The organism is Vibrio sp. 3-2(1), assembly GCF_963887575.1.
GTDB lineage: Bacteria > Pseudomonadota > Gammaproteobacteria > Enterobacterales > Vibrionaceae > Vibrio > Vibrio anguillarum.
The window spans coordinates 230,160-247,858 of sequence record NZ_CAWPGB010000033.1; the positions used below are offsets into that span (position 1 = coordinate 230,160).

At 44.6% G+C, this 17,699-nt stretch carries 17 protein-coding genes, 1 riboswitch and 1 other annotated feature; of the genes, 12 read left to right on the forward strand and 5 right to left on the reverse strand.

Annotated features, from left to right (window positions below; translation table 11 throughout):
- The first annotated feature begins 123 nt into the window (after positions 1-123).
- The gene (gene serC, locus AACQ79_RS12095; protein WP_026027606.1) at positions 124-1,221 is read left to right on the forward strand and encodes a 3-phosphoserine/phosphohydroxythreonine transaminase; all 1,098 of its coding nucleotides are present in this window, start codon (positions 124-126) and stop codon (positions 1,219-1,221) included.
- A 101-nt stretch (positions 1,222-1,322) separates the two neighbouring features.
- Here serC and purB read toward each other — a convergent pair whose 3' ends face one another.
- The 3 genes from purB to mnmA are packed head-to-tail and all read right to left on the reverse strand — an operon-like array spanning position 1,323 to position 4,507.
- Complete coding sequence (purB, locus tag AACQ79_RS12100; protein ID WP_013857106.1) at positions 1,323-2,693, reverse strand: adenylosuccinate lyase; 1,371 nt, start codon at positions 2,691-2,693, stop codon at positions 1,323-1,325.
- 54 nt (positions 2,694-2,747) lie between these two features.
- On the reverse strand, positions 2,748-3,365 hold the full coding sequence (hflD, locus tag AACQ79_RS12105) for a high frequency lysogenization protein HflD (RefSeq protein WP_013857105.1): 618 nt from the start codon (positions 3,363-3,365) through the stop codon (positions 2,748-2,750).
- A 20-nt stretch (positions 3,366-3,385) separates the two neighbouring features.
- Entirely contained in the window at positions 3,386-4,507 is a 1,122-nt protein-coding gene (gene mnmA, locus AACQ79_RS12110; RefSeq protein WP_170899152.1) for a tRNA 2-thiouridine(34) synthase MnmA, read from the reverse strand.
- Positions 4,508-4,706: 199 nt separating this feature from the next.
- Here mnmA and AACQ79_RS12115 point away from each other — a divergent pair, with 199 nt between their 5' ends.
- Together AACQ79_RS12115 and AACQ79_RS12120 are read left to right on the forward strand one after the other, a co-directional pair.
- Positions 4,707-4,976, forward strand: coding sequence for a hypothetical protein (locus AACQ79_RS12115; protein ID WP_010319700.1), 270 nt, complete (start codon positions 4,707-4,709; stop codon positions 4,974-4,976).
- A 102-nt stretch (positions 4,977-5,078) separates the two neighbouring features.
- Complete coding sequence (locus tag AACQ79_RS12120; protein ID WP_170899153.1) at positions 5,079-6,383, forward strand: inosine/guanosine kinase; 1,305 nt, start codon at positions 5,079-5,081, stop codon at positions 6,381-6,383.
- A 56-nt stretch (positions 6,384-6,439) separates the two neighbouring features.
- Here the strand turns inward: AACQ79_RS12120 and AACQ79_RS12125 are convergent, their stop codons facing one another.
- Positions 6,440-6,853 (reverse strand): H-NS histone family protein, encoded by a 414-nt coding sequence (locus AACQ79_RS12125; protein WP_017043902.1) that lies wholly within the window; start codon positions 6,851-6,853, stop codon positions 6,440-6,442.
- Between the two features lie 418 nt (positions 6,854-7,271).
- A riboswitch (Lysine riboswitch) is annotated at positions 7,272-7,455 on the forward strand.
- Positions 7,456-7,571: 116 nt separating this feature from the next.
- On the opposite strand from AACQ79_RS12125, the gene AACQ79_RS12130 reads away from it, so the two are divergent.
- The 9 genes from AACQ79_RS12130 to hisIE all read left to right on the forward strand — a co-directional run bounded on the left by AACQ79_RS12130 (position 7,572) and on the right by hisIE (position 16,751).
- On the forward strand, positions 7,572-9,173 hold the full coding sequence (locus AACQ79_RS12130; RefSeq protein ID WP_088732249.1) for a Na+/H+ antiporter NhaC family protein: 1,602 nt from the start codon (positions 7,572-7,574) through the stop codon (positions 9,171-9,173).
- 193 nt (positions 9,174-9,366) lie between these two features.
- Positions 9,367-9,503: a sequence feature (His leader region), on the forward strand.
- Between the two features lie 53 nt (positions 9,504-9,556).
- A complete protein-coding gene (hisG, locus tag AACQ79_RS12135) occupies positions 9,557-10,453 on the forward strand; it encodes an ATP phosphoribosyltransferase (RefSeq protein WP_026027608.1) in 897 nt (298 codons plus the stop codon).
- Positions 10,454-10,458: 5 nt separating this feature from the next.
- On the forward strand, positions 10,459-11,757 hold the full coding sequence (hisD, locus tag AACQ79_RS12140) for a histidinol dehydrogenase (RefSeq protein WP_064624995.1): 1,299 nt from the start codon (positions 10,459-10,461) through the stop codon (positions 11,755-11,757).
- On the forward strand, positions 11,757-12,797 hold the full coding sequence (gene hisC, locus AACQ79_RS12145; RefSeq protein WP_170899154.1) for a histidinol-phosphate transaminase: 1,041 nt from the start codon (positions 11,757-11,759) through the stop codon (positions 12,795-12,797). Before hisD ends, hisC begins: the two co-directional genes overlap by 1 nt.
- 80 nt (positions 12,798-12,877) lie before the next feature.
- A complete protein-coding gene (gene hisB, locus AACQ79_RS12150) occupies positions 12,878-13,951 on the forward strand; it encodes a bifunctional histidinol-phosphatase/imidazoleglycerol-phosphate dehydratase HisB (protein WP_094124047.1) in 1,074 nt (357 codons plus the stop codon).
- Positions 13,951-14,613 carry an imidazole glycerol phosphate synthase subunit HisH gene (gene hisH, locus AACQ79_RS12155; RefSeq protein WP_170899155.1) on the forward strand — a complete coding sequence of 221 codons (663 nt, stop codon included), beginning with the start codon at positions 13,951-13,953 and terminating at the stop codon, positions 14,611-14,613. The genes hisB and hisH overlap by 1 nt, the downstream gene beginning before the upstream one ends.
- Before the next feature lie 13 nt (positions 14,614-14,626).
- Complete coding sequence (gene hisA / locus AACQ79_RS12160) at positions 14,627-15,364, forward strand: 1-(5-phosphoribosyl)-5-[(5-phosphoribosylamino)methylideneamino]imidazole-4-carboxamide isomerase (RefSeq protein WP_170899156.1); 738 nt, start codon at positions 14,627-14,629, stop codon at positions 15,362-15,364.
- Positions 15,346-16,119 (forward strand): imidazole glycerol phosphate synthase subunit HisF, encoded by a 774-nt coding sequence (gene hisF / locus AACQ79_RS12165; protein WP_017044649.1) that lies wholly within the window; start codon positions 15,346-15,348, stop codon positions 16,117-16,119. The genes hisA and hisF overlap by 19 nt, the downstream gene beginning before the upstream one ends.
- Positions 16,116-16,751, forward strand: coding sequence for a bifunctional phosphoribosyl-AMP cyclohydrolase/phosphoribosyl-ATP diphosphatase HisIE (hisIE, locus tag AACQ79_RS12170; protein ID WP_013857090.1), 636 nt, complete (start codon positions 16,116-16,118; stop codon positions 16,749-16,751). Before hisF ends, hisIE begins: the two co-directional genes overlap by 4 nt.
- A gap of 51 nt (positions 16,752-16,802) precedes the next feature.
- Here hisIE and AACQ79_RS12175 read toward each other — a convergent pair whose 3' ends face one another.
- Complete coding sequence (locus AACQ79_RS12175; RefSeq protein ID WP_206208096.1) at positions 16,803-17,486, reverse strand: pseudouridine synthase; 684 nt, start codon at positions 17,484-17,486, stop codon at positions 16,803-16,805.
- Positions 17,487-17,699 lie beyond the last annotated feature (213 nt).

Consider the following 17,699-nt stretch of genomic DNA (forward strand, 5'->3'; position numbering starts at 1 on the left):
GATTTCGCGAGTTTTAGCAATCAGTAAGAGAAAAGAGCCGATAGAAGCTCTTTTCTCGCTTTTTATCCACATCAAAAAGTGGTATTAATCACATTAATTGTCGATAGCAGGAGCAAGGAACTCATGGAATCAAATCAAGCGGGCCCAGTCTATAATTTCAGCGCAGGCCCAGCAGCCTTACCTAAAGCCGTGATGGAAAAAGCGCAAGCCGAGTTTATTAACTGGCACGAGCTTGGCACGTCCGTTATGGAAATTAGTCATCGCAGTAAACCTTTTATTCGCGTTGCTCAAGAAGCGGAGCAAGATCTGCGAGATTTGCTTAATATCCCGAGTAATTACAAAGTATTATTTTGTCAGGGTGGAGCGCGCGCTCAGTTTGCGGCGGTGCCTTTAAACTTATTAGGCGATGCGACTAAAGCGACCTATATTGATGCGGGTTACTGGGCTGAAAGTGCGGTCAAAGAAGCGAAGAAATATTGTGAAATCGATGTTTTCAACGCCAAAGTGACCAAAGAGGGCAAAACAGCGGTATTACCAGCTAGCGAATGGAAAATCGATCCTGAGTCGGCTTACGTGCATTTTTGTCCGAATGAAACGATAGATGGTATTGAGATTAATGATTTACCAGATACAGACAAACCGATTGTAGCTGATATGTCATCTACGATTTTGTCGCGCCAAATAGACGTCTCAAAGTACGGAGTCATTTATGCGGGAGCGCAGAAAAACATTGGGCCAGCGGGGATCTGTATTGCGATTGTTCGTGATGATTTGCTTGATTTAGCCAGTGATGTGCTACCGACTATATTGAATTATAAAGTGCAAGCTGAACAAGATTCTATGTTCAACACGCCGCCTACGTTTGCGTGGTATTTGTCGGGTCTCGTGTTCAAGTGGCTAAAAGGGCAGGGTGGTGTCGCGGCGATTGAGAAAATCAACCGCGAGAAAGCAGCGCTGCTTTATAACGCAATTGATGAGTCACCTTTCTATCGCAATACCATTCACCCAGACAACCGTTCACTGATGAATGTGCCTTTCCAATTAGTGAAACCAGAGTTGGATAGTACGTTTTTAGAGTTGGCTGAAGCGCGTGGTTTAGTCTCGCTGCAAGGTCACCGAGTCGCGGGTGGTATGCGTGCCTCGATTTACAATGCGATGACACTGGAAGGCGTTCAAGCCTTAGTTGATTTTATGCAAGAGTTTGAACAGCAGTACGCCTAACGTTTTTTGATGGTATCAAAAACGATATAACATAAAATACGACCTTAAAAAACAAAGCCCACTAAGTGGGCTTTGTCATTAATCGGCTAGATTGAAGAGCATTACAATTTGTCGGTTAACTCAATTGCTTGGCCAATATAGTTGGCTGGTGTCATCTCTTTCAAGCGTGCTTTTTCAGCTTCAGGTAGCGCAAGGCCATCAATAAAGTGGCGCATTGCTTCACCATCGACTCGCTTACCGCGCGTGAGTTCTTTCAATTTTTCGTACGGTTTTTCGATGCCGTAGCGGCGCATAACTGTTTGCACTGGTTCAGCAAGGACTTCCCAGTTTTTATCGAGCTCAGCAAGCAGCGCATCACGGTTCACTTCCAGTTTACTGATCCCTTTTAGCGTTGAAGTGTAGGCGATGATCGCATAACCAACACCCACACCAAGGTTACGCAGCACGGTTGAATCTGTTAAGTCACGTTGCCAGCGAGAAATAGGCAGCTTTTGTGCTAGGTGATTGAACACGGCATTAGCAAGGCCTAGGTTGCCTTCTGAGTTTTCAAAATCGATCGGGTTGACTTTATGTGGCATTGTCGATGAACCAATTTCACCCGCAATGGTTCTTTGTCTGAAGTGGCCCAAAGCGATATAGCCCCAAATGTCACGATCGAAGTCGATCAGAATAGTATTGAAGCGGGCAACGGCATCAAATAGCTCTGCGATGTAATCATGTGGCTCAATTTGTGTGGTATAAGGGTTCCACGCCACACCTAGCGATTCAGTGATAAACTCTTCACTAAAGGTATGCCAGTCGAGTTCTGGATAGGCTGAAAGGTGAGCGTTGTAGTTACCTACTGCGCCGTTTACTTTTGCGAGAATCTCGATATTGGCAATCTGCTTATATTGGCGTTCCATACGGTACGCTACGTTAGCCATCTCTTTACCCATAGTACTTGGTGATGCTGGCTGTCCGTGGGTACGAGACAATAACGGAATATCGCGATACTCTTCTGCTAAGTGACGAATCGCATCAATAATGTTGCGCATTTCAGGAAGAAGCACGGTATCGCGCGCTTCTTTGAGCATTAGCGCGTGAGATGTGTTGTTGATGTCTTCTGAAGTACAAGCAAAGTGAATGAATTCATTAACGGCGTGCAGCTCAGGAACACCCGCTACTTTTTCTTTTAAGAAATACTCTACAGCCTTAACATCATGGTTCGTTGTGCGTTCAATTTCTTTAATACGAGCGGCATCTTCTTCGCTAAAATTGTCTGCTATCGCATTAAGAAATTGATTGGCTTCATCACTGAATGCTGGAACTTCGGCAATTCCAGCAGTGGCTGAAAGCTTCTGTAACCAACGAATTTCAACAATGGTCCGATACTTGAGGAGACCAAACTCACTAAAGATACTGCGTAACGCAATCGTTTTACTTCCGTAGCGGCCGTCTACCGGTGAAACAGCAGTCAAGGCTGACAGTTCCATGTTTTTCTCCTGAATTTTGAGGTTAAGTGTGAGAGTGAATTCTTTGCGTCAATATTAGACTCGAGCTAATAAAATCTGAGCTTGTTCGATCATTTTCTTACGACCGAAGATCAGATGGCGACGCTTTCCTCCAACCTGACGCCACAAGACAGCGCAACGAATTCCTGAAAGGAGTAAGGCGCGCACTTTGTGCTGGGTTGAAGTTTGTTGAAGTATGGTAGGGGTTCCAGTGACTTGGATTCTCGGGCCAATAGGGCTGATAACATCCAAGTAGATACTGGCAAGGTTGCTGATCATCTGATCATCAAGCAAGTCAAAATGGTTGACTTGACGTTCAATCGTTTGAATACGATCGCCCAGCTGTGACATCGCATCACGACGAGCGCTTAATTTACGCTCTAATGCCATCAGGCTAATGATATAGCGAGTGATTTCACTCCCTGATGGCGTGCTATCAATACCTTTCACCAAACATTCGAGGCCAATTTTTAAGTTGGCCTCAGAGCCGAAGACATCAAGTGTATTGTTTGGATTAGTACTTAAGATAGCCGTTAGAGAAGTTTCAAACGCGTCTGAATCACAGTGACCATTTTTTGCTACGTGTTGCACTAAAGCGACAGCTTGGCAGATACCCGCAAAAGCGATGGTACGGTCATAAAGGGTGTTAGCCACGTTTATTACTCCTAAGTTGTTTAAATTCGCTGCTCAATAATTCCACCGCCAAGACACACATCGCCTTGATAGAAAACCGCGGATTGACCAGGCGTGACGGCCACTTGTGGCTCATCAAAAATGACTTTAATGTTTTCATCATCAATAGGGATGATGGTACACGCTATATCCGTTTGACGGTAACGTGTTTTTACCGTGCAGCTTAGCGTTGCTTGGATTGGTGTACGATCAACCCAGTGTAATTGGGAAGCGATCAAGCCATGAGATTTCAATAATGGGTGATCAGCGCCTTGGACTGCAATCAAAACGTTACGTTTAAGATCTTTATCAGCGACATACCATGGGTCTTCGTTACCGCCACCGCCTTTTTGGCCACCAATGTGTAACCCTTTGCGTTGACCTAAAGTGTGGTACATCAGGCCTTGATGTTCACCAATAACGAGACCTTCTGGTGTTTCAATTTTACCCGGTTGTGCTGGTAAATAGCGAGACAAGAAGTCGGTAAATTTGCGCTCGCCGATGAAACAGATACCAGTTGAATCTTTTTTCTTCGCCGTCACCAAACCTTGTTCTTCCGCAATGCGTCGAACTTCGGGTTTTTCTAAATCACCGACAGGAAATAAGCTACGAGCCACTTGTTCATGGCTTAATGTATAGAGGAAGTAGCTTTGGTCTTTGTTGTTGTCCAAGCCGCGCAGCATTTGTGGTTTGTCATTACCTTCAGGGAAGGTGCGTCGAACATAGTGGCCCATGGCGATATAATCGGCATCTAGCACTTCATCTGCAAACTCTAAAAAGGCTTTAAACTTGATTTCTTTGTTACAAAGAATGTCTGGGTTGGGAGTTCGCCCGGCTTTATATTCCTCAAGGAAATATTCAAATACGTTGTCCCAATATTCGGCGGCAAAATTAATGGTATGAAGAGGGATGTCTAACTTATCGCACACGGCTTGTGCATCGGCTAAATCTTCCGCCGCTGTACAATATTCCTCGTTATCATCTTCTTCCCAGTTCTTCATGAACAGGCCTTCTACTTGATAACCTTGCTCTTTGAGAAGATACGCCGAAACGGAGGAGTCAACACCACCGGACATGCCGACGATGACTTTCTTTTGGCTGTTTGCGCTGCGGTTGTTTGACATTACTTAGTACCACTCGATTGACTTGGTCGCAGATTCTAGCAGAAAGATTTTCGTCGCGACAGATCCGAGACAGTAATCACACTTCCATTGAGTTTAATTGGCTTTGTTTCCATCAATATTGTCCATAATTAGTTTTAGAATTCCACTCTTGCTTATGGCATAGTGCGTGCCATTTTAAAGCGTAATAAAAGGTCGCAAAATGCAAGATGACAACCAGATTATGGATGACGCGTTTCTGATCGAAACCGTAGAGAACCAGCTTGCGGATGGGAATCCGATAAAAGTTAAAGAAACCTTGATGCGCCTAATGATGACAGGCCATTCAAGGGAAGACGCCGTAGCATCGATAGCTTGTGCGCTTGCAATTGAGATTTTTGATGTGATGAAAAACGAAGGGCAATTTGACCTAAAACGCTATTCAGAGCATTTAGATAGGTTACCTGATCTCAGCTTTATGGAAGGTGAATAAAAATAACCAAGAGCAAACGTTTGCTATGATTGCCTTAGTTGCCGCGCTAATGGGTGCGCGGTAGAATCGCGCATCTTTTTCCCCTCTACTCAGACTGATGTTATGAAATTTCCTGGCCAACGCAAATCAAAGCACTACTTTCCTGTCCATGCTCGTGACCCACTTGTGATCCAAGCACAAGAAAATAAAAAAATGTCGCGCACACATATTATTGGTATCGACCAGACATTGGTGGATATAGAGGCGAAAGTAAATACTGACCTCATTGACAAATATGAGCTTAGTAAAGGCCATTCATTAGTGATTGACGACCAAAAGGCTGAAGCTTTGTACACTGAGCTCAAACAAAATGGTCTGATTACTAACGAATATGCTGGGGGAACGATTGGCAACACATTACACAATTATTCGGTGCTGGCAGATGATCGCTCAACGTTGTTAGGTGTGATGAGTCAAGATATAAAAATTGGTAGCTACGGTTATCGTTATTTATGTAATACATCAAGTCGGATGGATCTGAATTATTTACAAGCGGTCGATGGAGCGATTGGGCGCTGCTTTGCCTTGATCACAGAGGATGGAGAAAGAACCTTTGCTATTAGTGAAGGGCAAATGAACCAACTTCGCGCAGAAAGTGTTCCAGAAAAAATATTTAAAAGTGCTTCAGCCTTAGTATTGACTGCTTATTTAATTCGCTGCAAAACTGGTGATCCAATGCCAGAGGCAACAATGAGAGCGATTGAATATGCTAAGAAATATGATGTACCTGTTGTTTTAACCTTAGGTACTAAATTTGTTATTCAAGATGACCCTCAATTTTGGCAAAATTTTTTGCGTGATCATGTCACTGTTGTTGCCATGAATGAAGATGAAGCCGAAGCATTAACCGGGGAAAGTGATCCCCTTGCAGCGTCAAATAAAGCCTTAAACTGGGTTGATCTTGTATTATGCACCGCAGGCCCAGTCGGTTTATTTATGGCAGGATATACTGAAGATGCGGCGAAACGTGAAACATCGTTGCCACTATTACCTGGTTCTATTGCTGAATTCAATCGTTATGAATTTAGTCGCCCAGCATCAAAAATAAGTTGTGAAAATCCGATACGTGTTTATTCTCATATTTCACCGTATATGGGTGGGCCTGAGAAAATTAAAAATACTAATGGTGCGGGAGATGCGGCGTTATCGGCATTGCTGCATGATATGGCAGCCAATAAATATCATAAAGAGAACGTCCCTAATTCGAGCAAGCATCAGAATAACTTTTTAACCTATTCATCCTTCTCGCAAGTTTGCAAATATTCCAACCGTGCCAGTTATGAGGTGCTAGCCCAGCATTCACCTCGTCTGTCACGTGGTTTACCTGAACGTGAAGACAGCTTAGAAGAAGCGTATTGGGAAAGATAAAAGATTAAAATAATAAAAAGGCTCCGTTAGGAGCCTTTTTATTTGCTAAAGAGTTATTAAATCTCGAATTCTTCTAGAGATTTACCTGCATCAAGTTGCTCTTGAATTGCAGAAGGTGTGCGACCTTGACCTGTCCATGTTTTTTCTTGGCCATTGGCATCAAGATATTTGTATTTTGCTGGACGAGGTGCGCGTTTGCCTTGAACTTTAACTTTGTTCTTAGTTTCACCAGAAAGTGCAGAAATTAATGCGCTTACATCAATACCGTCTTTGGCAATCTGTTCTGCAATCGCAGCCAGCTTCGCTTCTTGTTCTGCGCGAGCAGAGCGTTCTTCTTCTTCCGCTTCTCTGCGTTCTTGCACAACGATCGTTAATTTATCTAGTGCTTCTTCAAGCTGCTCTAGAGTGAGTTCACGAGAAAAAGCGCGTAGGCTACGAATATTAAGTAGAGTTTTTGTTAATTCAGACATGACTATTCCTATTTGATTTAATTTAGTCGACACAGCAATAATAAACTGCTGAATTGGTACTTACAATATTAGATTCAAATATTAATGAAAATTTTATAGATAAATAAAAATCAAAAAAATATGAACTTGTTAGTGATGAGCTAATTTCATACATAAGTAGTAGTATCAAGAAGATCATCAATGATTCTTAGATAGACTTATAATTAATGTTTTTTATTATAATCTTCGTGATATTCATTGCACCACATTATGAAAGAAGTCTCAATGTTTCTTAATGAATGTGACCAATAATTGATGCACTTTGATGACATGATCGGTTGCAATGCATTCGTTGTTAAGTACAATGTCATTTACCTAAAGCGAAGTAAGACATTTATCATTGTTAAAATGACTTAATAACGGTGATTTATTGTACTTTCTTTGACGTAGAGGTGCGGTAAAAAATAGTAACTTCTGTTGGGGTAATGCCAATGAACAAAAGTGAAAGGTTTTATCGCCGAAGTAAGTATGCACATTAAAGCAGCTTGCTGGGGTTGTATTCGAATAGGAACAACACTGCCATAGTCTATTCTTTTTTTAAACTATGGAGCGCTACTGTAGGGTTGGGTGAAGTGTTCGCTTCCCTTTCGCTTAGTTCAACATGAATTACGTGGTTATCTTAGCTCGTAATTTGTCTGCAGTAGATCTCTAACCATTTACTTACTGGTTTTTGAAGATCATGAATTTAATCGATTTTGCATCATCTCCTCTGTCGCTGTTACCGCCTCTGGTAGCATTAAGTTTGGCTGTTCTTACACGCAGAGTACTTGTTTCATTAGGTGTCGGTATTGTATTAGGCGCGGTATTACTCGCGGATTATTCTTTTGGTAGTGCATTCAGTTATGTTGCTACTAAGGTATCAAGCGTCTTTGTTGCTGATGGCGGCATTAACACTTGGAATATGAGTATCGTCGGGTTTTTGCTTTTATTAGGTATGATGACCGCGCTATTAACTTTGTCTGGCGGTACTCGTGCTTTTGCAGAATGGGCACAAGTCCGCGTAAAAAGTAAACGTGGCTCAAAACTGCTGGCGGCATTTTTGGGTGTGTTTATTTTCGTTGATGATTATTTTAACAGTTTAGCCGTAGGTTCTATTTCTCGTCCTGTGACTGACCGCTTTTATGTATCTCGCGCTAAACTTGCCTATATCCTTGATTCAACTGCAGCACCAATGTGCGTTGTGATGCCAGCTTCTAGCTGGGGCGCGTACATTATGACGATTATTGGCGGTATTCTCGTTTCTCACGGGATTACCGAATATTCGGCATTGGGCGCGTACATGCGTTTAGTACCAATGAATTTTTATGCCATTTTTGCATTACTGATGGTGTTTGCGGTGGTGTGGTTCCAATTAGATATTGGTCAAATGCGCCAGCATGAAATTAATGCCTCCCAAGGCCGTGGATTTGACGACGCAAATGAAAACGATAGCCAAGACGCACATGAGTTAAATGAAGAGCTTGATATCAAAGAGAGCGAACATGGCAAAGTGTTGGATCTGGTTTTGCCTATCGTATTACTCATCATTGCAACGATTTCAGCCATGTTATTTACGGGTGGTCAATCTTTAGCCGCAGACGGTAAAGCATTTGATCTACTGGGTGCGTTTGAAAACACCAATGTCGGCGCTTCATTGATTTACGGCGGGCTAGTTGGCTTGGCGATGGCTCTGTTTACTGTGTTTAAGCAAAAGCTGCCAATAAATGACATCAGTAATACATTGTGGATCGGTGCTAAATCGATGTTTGGTGCGATTTTGATCCTGATTTTTGCGTGGACAATTGGCTCTGTTATTGGGGACATGAAAACCGGTGCGTATATGTCATCTTTGGTTCAAGGTAATATTGATCCGCATTGGCTACCGGTCATCTTATTCTTACTATCGGGTGTGATGGCGTTTTCAACCGGCACTTCTTGGGGAACGTTTGGCATCATGTTGCCCATTGCTGGAGATATGGCCGCGGCGACCGATATCGCTCTAATACTCCCGATGCTGAGCGCGGTGCTCGCTGGTTCCGTTTTTGGTGACCACTGTTCTCCTATTTCTGACACCACCATTTTATCGTCGACAGGCGCGCGTTGTAACCATATCGATCACGTTGCGACACAATTGCCGTATGCACTGGCTACGGCCTTGGTTTCGAGTGTCGGTTTTGTTGTTTTAGGCATGACAGCGTCAGTGCTGATCTCGTTGGCTTGTGCCTCTGTTGCATTTATCATTGTGTGCATGATTATGGCCGCTATGGCGAAATCAAAAATGACACATTGCGAGACGTTGTAGCCGTATTTTGGTTAAATAGAGTTGATAAAAGGGAAACGAAAGTTTCCCTTTTTTATTACTGGTGCACGACGGCGAAAAAAGATTTTAAAAAAGCAAAATTTTTAGTTGAAAAAGAACATCAGCTTGGTTAGTGTGGAGTCAAGACAGCAAACCAATAAGAGCTGATAAGTATGCGTAATTTTGTAATGAACATTCATCATCACCATCACCCTAAATAATCTTTCGGGGAGATGTACGCATACCCGGGAGGCAGGAAACTCCCGGTGGTTAAGTCAAAGCATTTAGATTAAAACCCTCGGGAGAACGCAAATCTCCCGAGGGTTTTTTCATTTTGCTTTAACTCAATTCCAAATACATTCAATACATTGCACAGGGAAATTGTCATGCAAACACAACGCCTAAGAATTGCCATCCAGAAGAAAGGCCGCTTGAGCTCAGAGTGCCAAGACTTACTTAAAAAATGCGGCGTGAAATTCAATATCATGGGTGAGCGTCTTGTCGTTCACTCTCTCAATATGCCGATCGACCTACTGCTAGTGCGTGATGACGACATACCCGGGCTGGTGATGGACGGTGTGGTTGATCTCGGTTTCATTGGTGAGAATGAACTGGAAGAGGTGCGTTTAGAACGCTTGTCGCAAAATAAGAAAAGTGAGTTTGTTTCACTGCGCCGTCTTGATTTTGGTGGTTGCCGCTTATCCATCGCGATCAATAAAGATCAGCAATACAACGGTCCTCAAGATTTGGCGGGTAAACGCATCGCCACAACTTATCCGCAGCTACTCAAAGCGTACATGGATGAAAAGGGCATTGATTTTAGCACTTGTGTGCTCACAGGCTCTGTTGAGGTTGCGCCACGAGCTGGCTTAGCTGATGCGATTGCTGACCTTGTTTCTACCGGCGCAACATTAGAAGCGAATGGTCTCAAAGAGGCTGAAGTTATCTTCCAATCCAAAGCAACACTCATTCAGCGTCAAGGTGAATTCAGTGAAGATAAGCAGGCATTGATTGCTCGTTTATTGACGCGTATGCAAGGCGTGATTCAAGCCAAAGAGTCCAAATACATCATGCTGCATGCTCCGGTTGATCAATTAGAAGCGATTAAAGACTTACTTCCGGGAGCGGAAGACCCAACAGTGCTGCCTTTATCGGCGGAGAAAAATCGTGTTGCAGTACATGTGGTCAGTACCGAGAACCTATTTTGGGAAACCATGGAGCGCCTAAAAGCATTAGGGGCGAGTTCTATTTTGGTTTTACCTATCGATAAAATGATGGAGTAACGGCGATGAGAACTGTCGTTTGGCAATCGTTGAGTGAAACTCAGCAAGATTCAATTTTAGAACGCCCGGCCATTACTGAAGGAGCCAATGTCACTGCTGCCGTGAGCGCCGTGATTGCGCAGGTGAAAGCGCAAGGTGACCAAGCGTTAATTGAGTTAACTGAAAAATTTGACCGCGTGAAACCGGATTCAATTCGCGTTTCAAGTGGTGAGATTGATGCGGCGTGTGAGCGTCTTTCTGACAAGATGAAACAAGCGCTTCAACAAGCTTATGAGAACATTACTAAGTTCCATAAAGCACAAAAGCTGCAACCGATCAAAGTGGAAACGCAGCCGGGAGTGGTGTGTGAACAAGTGACGCGTCCAATTAATACGGTGGGTTTGTACATTCCCGGAGGCAGTGCGCCTTTACCTTCTACCGTATTAATGTTGGGTGTTCCTGCACAAATTGCAGGGTGTCGTAAAGTGGTGCTCTGCTCACCGCCACCGATTGCGGACGAAATCCTCTACGTGGCCAAGCTGTGTAACATTGATGAGGTGTACAACATTGGTGGTGGTCAAGCGGTTGCAGCAATGGCTTATGGGACTAAATCCGTTGCTAAAGTAGACAAAATCTTCGGCCCCGGTAATGCCTACGTGACAGAAGCAAAACGTCAAGTGAGTAATGATTTTCGCGGTGCAGCGATTGATATGCCAGCGGGTCCTTCGGAAGTGTTGGTGATTGCTGATGATACGGCTGATGCCGATTTTATCGCGGCTGATCTGCTTAGCCAAGCTGAGCACGGACCTGATTCACAAGTTGTGTTAGTGACCCCTTCAGCGGTGATTGCCGATCAAGTAACAGATGCAGTGCAAAAGCAGCTAAAAAGCTTATCTCGCGCCGCCATTGCAGAAAAGGCCTTGGCTTCTAGTTTGATTATCATCGCTGAGTCTTTGACCCAAGCGGTTTCTATCTCGAACTACTACGGTCCTGAGCACTTAATTGTGCAAACGCGGAACCCTCGTGAGCTGTTGCCGTTACTTGATAACGCCGGCTCAATTTTCTTAGGTGAGTGGTCACCAGAATCAGCCGGTGACTACGCTTCGGGTACCAACCACGTTTTGCCAACATACGGTTACACGCGTACTTATTCTAGCCTTGGTTTGGCCGATTTTAGTAAGCGCATGACGGTGCAAGAGCTCAGTGCAGAGGGCTTACAAGGGTTAGCGCCAACCGTGGTCACAATGGCAGAAGCTGAAGGATTGGATGCACACAAACGTGCGGTCACCATTCGAGTCGAAAAATTGCAAAAGGCGAAAAAATAATGGAAAAACTGGCTCGTAAGCAAATTCAAGCACTGAAACCTTACTTATCGGCTCGCCGTATTGGCGGCAGTGGTGATGTGTGGCTCAATGCCAACGAATCGCCATTCAATAATGAGTACAAAACCGATTTTGTGCGTTTGAACCGTTACAGTGATTGCCAACCCAAAGCTATGATCGATGCGTATGCGGCTTATGCCAAGGTACAGCCAGAGCAGGTGTTGACCTCACGTGGTGCCGATGAAGGGATTGAACTTTTGATCCGCGCATTTTGTGAGCCCAATCAAGACGCTATTTTATACTGTCCACCGACTTATGGTATGTACGCGATTAGCGCTGAAACGTTCGGTGTCGAGCGTAAAGTTGTGCCATTAACGGCGGATTGGCAGCTCGACCTGTCAGCCATTCGTGCCAATTTGGACAGCGTGAAGTTGATCTTCATTTGTAGTCCTAATAATCCAACCGGCAATTTGGTTAAGCGCCAAGATATTATTGCTTTGCTGGAAATGACTAAAGACCGCGCTATTGTCGTGATGGATGAAGCCTACATTGATTTTTGTCCAGAAGCCTCAACCGTTGATTTATTAGCGCAATACCCGAATTTGGCGATTTTACGCACCTTATCTAAAGCGTTTGCGCTTGCCGGTTTGCGCTGCGGTTTTACCTTGGCCAATAAAGAGCTGATTGATGTGCTGCAGAAGGTAATTGCACCTTATCCCGTTCCAATTCCGATAGCAGACATTGCCGTGCAAGCGTTATCGGAAGCTGGGCTGGCTCGTACCAAATTTCAAGTGTTGGATCTCAATGCAAACCGTGCTTACTTACAAGCAGGGCTGTATATGATGCCCAATTTAACTGTGTTTGAAGGGTGGGGAAACTACCTATTAGTGAAATTTCCCGATGGTGATGCGCTGTTTAAAGCCGCTTGGGATCACGGCATCATTTTACGCAATTCTCCGATTGAAAATTGCGTGAGGATCAGTATCGGTAATCGCGAAGAGTGTGAAAAAACACTCGCTTTTATTCGCAATTATTATCAGTAATCGAGCACCATAAATAGCCCAAAATGAATAAGAGCCAGTCGTTTAAGTGACGTTACTGGCCAATAGAAAAGGATATTCCAGTGAGCAAACAGCAAAAAATTCTCTTTATTGATCGTGACGGAACCTTAATTGTTGAGCCTCCGGTCGATTTCCAAGTTGATCGTTTAGACAAACTGAAACTAGAGCCGTATGTGATCCCAAGCCTACTGGCTTTGCAGGCTGCGGGTTATCGGCTGGTAATGGTCACCAACCAAGATGGGCTGGGGACGGATAGCTATCCTCAAGCGGATTTCGATGCCCCTCATGCGATGATGATGGACATTTTTCAGTCCCAAGGAGTGATCTTTGATGATGTGCTGATTTGCCCGCACTTTGAAAAAGATAATTGCTCTTGCCGCAAACCCAAACTGGGGATGGTTAAAGAGTATCTGCAAGGAGGCAAAGTCGATTTTCAGCAATCAGTGGTGATTGGCGATCGAATGACCGACCTGCAACTGGCTGAAAATATGGCGATCCGTGGTATTCAATATCATCCGAAAAGTATGGGATGGCGTGAAATAGTTAAAGACTTAACCGTGAAAGCGCGCAGCGCCGAAGTGGTAAGAACCACTAAAGAGACCGACATTAAAGTTGCGGTCAATTTGGATGAAACGGGTGGTAATCAGATTACAACGGGGTTAGGTTTTTTTGACCACATGCTTGACCAAATCGCAACCCATGGTGGTTTTCAATTGAAGTTGAGCGTCAATGGTGATCTGCACATTGATGATCACCACACCATTGAAGATACGGCATTAGCACTCGGGCAAGCCTTAAAAGAGGCATTAGGCGATAAGCGTGGCATTGGTCGTTTTGGTTTTTCGTTGCCGATGGATGAGTGTTTAGCACAATGCGCGCTCGATCTATCGGGTCGCCCTTATCTGAAATTTGAGGCCACCTTTACACGTGAGCAAGTGGGCGATCTCTCCACTGAAATGGTATATCACTTCTTCCGTTCATTAACCGACACTTTGGCCTGTACGCTACATCTCTCATCCAATGGCGAGAATGATCACCATATTATTGAAAGTTTGTTTAAGGCTTTTGGCCGCACATTGCGCCAAGCCATTAAAGTGGAAGGCAATGAACTACCTAGCAGCAAAGGAGTACTGTAATGTCGTCAGTCCGCGAAGCGATGAGTGATAACAGCCGCCAGCCGCAAAAGGTCGTCATCATTGATACAGGCTGCGCTAATGTTTCTTCCGTGAAATTTGCCATCGAACGCTTGGGTTACCCAGTCATTATTTCAAAAGATCCTGATGTGGTGTTGACGGCAGATAAGCTGTTTTTACCCGGTGTCGGTACGGCAAGTGAGGCGATGAAAAATCTGCAACAGCGCGATTTAATCACGCTGGTGAAACAGGTTGAAAAGCCACTGCTCGGCATCTGCTTAGGCATGCAACTGTTAGGTCAGCTGTCAGAAGAAAAAGGACAGCAAGCTAACGATCAAGCTAATGACATTGTTGAATGCTTGGGGTTATGTGACGGCGAGGTTCGCCTGATGGATACAGGCGATTTACCACTGCCACATATGGGTTGGAACACGGTCAATGCCGAAAGCGGCCATCCTCTGTTTAAAGGCATTGAGCAAGGCGAATATTTCTATTTTGTCCATAGCTACGCCATGCCCGTCGGTGAATACACGATTGCCGAATGTGAATACGGTAAGCCTTTCACCGCGGCGCTGCAAAGCGGTAATTACTATGGTGTCCAATTTCACCCAGAGCGCTCATCCAAAGCAGGCTCAGCACTGATCAAGAACTTCTTGGAATTATAAAAGGGAATTAGCAATGATTATTCCAGCATTAGATTTAATTGATGGCCAAGTGGTTCGCTTATTTCAAGGCGATTATGGTCAAGTTACCGAATACAAAGTGGATCCTGCAGAGCAGTTTCGCCTCTATCATCAGGCTGGAGCTAACTGGTTGCACCTTGTCGATTTAACGGGTGCAAAAGATACCTCAGCCCGACAGCTTGATCTGATTGCCAAACTGCTTGCCAGTACCCCTGCCAATATTCAAATTGGTGGCGGTGTGCGTAGTGAGCAAGATGTGGTGGATTTATTAAATGCGGGTGCGCAGCGCGTGGTTGTCGGTTCTACGGCCGTAAAACAGCCTGAATTAGTCAAAGGATGGATGGAAAAGTATGGCGCAGAAAAAATTATGCTAGCGCTCGACATCAACATTGATCAAGACGGCACACGTAAAGTGGCCATTTCAGGTTGGCAAGAAGATTCAGGTGTAACGATAGAAGCCTTGATTGATGATTACCTAACGGTCGGTTTGACGCACGTATTGTGCACTGATATTTCGCGCGATGGCACACTAGCCGGTTCTAACGTTGAGTTGTATATCGATTTATGCAAACAGTACCCACAAGTACAGTTTCAATCCTCAGGTGGTATCGGTAGCTTAGCGGACATCAAAGCTTTAACAGGCAGTGGCGTCGCAGGCGTGATTGTCGGTCGTGCCTTATTAGATGGTAAGTTCACCGCTCAGGAGGCATTCGAATGTTGGCAAAACGCATAATTCCTTGTTTGGATGTCCGCGATGGACAAGTAGTGAAAGGGGTGCAGTTTCGCAATCACGAAATCATTGGTGATATCGTACCGCTTGCAAAACGCTACGCCGAAGAGGGCGCGGATGAATTGGTGTTTTACGACATTACCGCGTCGAGTGATGGCCGAGTGGTGGATAAAAGTTGGGTTGCGCGTGTCGCGGCAGTGATTGATATTCCATTTTGCGTCGCGGGCGGTATTAAATCTGCCGAAGATGCTGCGCGAATTTTAGAATTTGGTGCAGATAAAGTCTCCATTAACTCTCCAGCACTCGCTAACCCACAGTTGATTACTGACTTGGCGGATAAATTTGGCGTGCAATGTATTGTGGTCGGCATTGACTCTTACTTCGATCAAGAAACGGGTCAGTATCAGGTCTATCAATTTACTGGAGATGAGACGCGCACCAAAGCAACACAGTGGCAAACTTGCGATTGGGTACAAGAGGTACAAAAACGTGGTGCGGGTGAAATCGTATTGAATATGATGAACCAAGACGGCGTGCGTAATGGTTATGATCTACAGCAACTCCAGAAGGTACGTGCTGTGTGTCGCGTGCCACTTATCGCTTCTGGCGGGGCGGGAACGATGGAGCACTTTGCGCAAGCTTACCAACAAGCTCATGTCGATGGCGCGTTGGCGGCATCGGTTTTTCACAAGCAGATCATCAATATCGGCGAATTAAAACAATATTTACAAGCAGAAGGTGTAGAGGTAAGACGATGAGTTTTCAAGTATCGAGTGCGGCTGCACTTTCTGAGCGTATTGATTGGAACAAAGTTGATGGCCTTGTTCCGGCGATAGTGCAAGATTTTCAATCAAGTCAAGTGCTTATGATGGGTTACATGAACCAAGATGCGTTGCAAAAAACCGCGCAAACAGGCCAAGTGACGTTCTTTTCTCGCAGCAAACAGCGCCTTTGGACCAAAGGAGAGACCTCTGGTCATGTGTTACAGTTGAAAAACATGGCGCTCGATTGTGATAACGACACTTTATTGGTCAAAGTGAATCCCATTGGGCCAACGTGCCATACTGGAACCACAACCTGTTGGGATAACGATGCACAAGAAGAGTCTCAAATGGTGTGGCTTCATCAGCTTGAGCAGCTATTGGCTGCCCGCAAGAGTGCCGACCCTGATTCCTCTTACACCGCTAGCCTTTATGCCCGTGGAACAAAGCGTATTTCGCAGAAAGTGGGTGAAGAGGGCGTTGAAGTTGCGCTTGCGGCGACGTCGGGCGATAAGGCGGAGTTAGTGTGTGAGTCTGCTGATTTGATTTATCACTTATTGGTGCTATTGCAAGACCAAGGATTAGCGTTGAGTGATGTGATTGATAAGCTTAAAGAACGCCATAAATAAACACAGTGAAGCCTCTTAAATTAAAGAGGCTTCCGTTTTTTGAGAGCGGTGTTAGAGGGTAATTTCTTTCCACTCACCGGGTTGTAGATCGCCTAAAACAATGTCGCCCATCGCGTAGCGCACTAAGCGCAGTGTTGGAAAGCCAATATGCGCTGTCATACGTCGTACTTGCCGGTTTTTACCTTCAGTAATGGTAATCGCAAGCCATGTGGTTGGGATTTGTGCGCGAAAACGAACCGGTGGATTACGTTCCCACAAGGTAGGCGGTTGCAAAATCTCAACCTTGGCAGGCAGCGTCATGCCATCTTTTAGCTCTACACCTTGGCGCAATTTATCTAAATCGTTTTGAGCGGGTTCTCCTTCTACTTGAACCCAATACGTTTTTGGTAATTTTGACTGCGGCTGCGTTAGTCTTGCTTGCAAGATGCCGTCATTGGTGAGCACCATCAAACCTTCGCTGTCTCTGTCCAAGCGACCTGCGGCATACACCTCTTTTACGGGAATAAAATCAGCGAGAGTTTTGCGCCCATCACCATCGGTAAACTGGCTTAGCGTATCAAAAGGCTTATTAAAGATGATGACTTTTCGATCAGCAAGTGATACTCGTTTTTTTACCTCTTCTGCAGATGAAGAGGAACGGGCGGTTGAACGCTGATGTGGATCGCGCCGTTTAAAATGAGAAGAGCCAGAGGGTTTTGATACTGATGAAGAATCACGACGCAAGCGGGATGACATGTTAACTACCTTGCAAAAATGTAAATGAAGTGTGTTTGAAAGTTTTCTGAACTTTGGATTTAAGCTATGATTTGCGCGCCCAGAAACAGGATTGACGCACAAGATAATAGACTATTATCCTAGTTTTGTTTAATTATACCCAACCCATGCTATTTGGATTCAGTATCAATAAAGGGTTTGGGTGTATACGTATTTTCACTCAATGACTAAAAT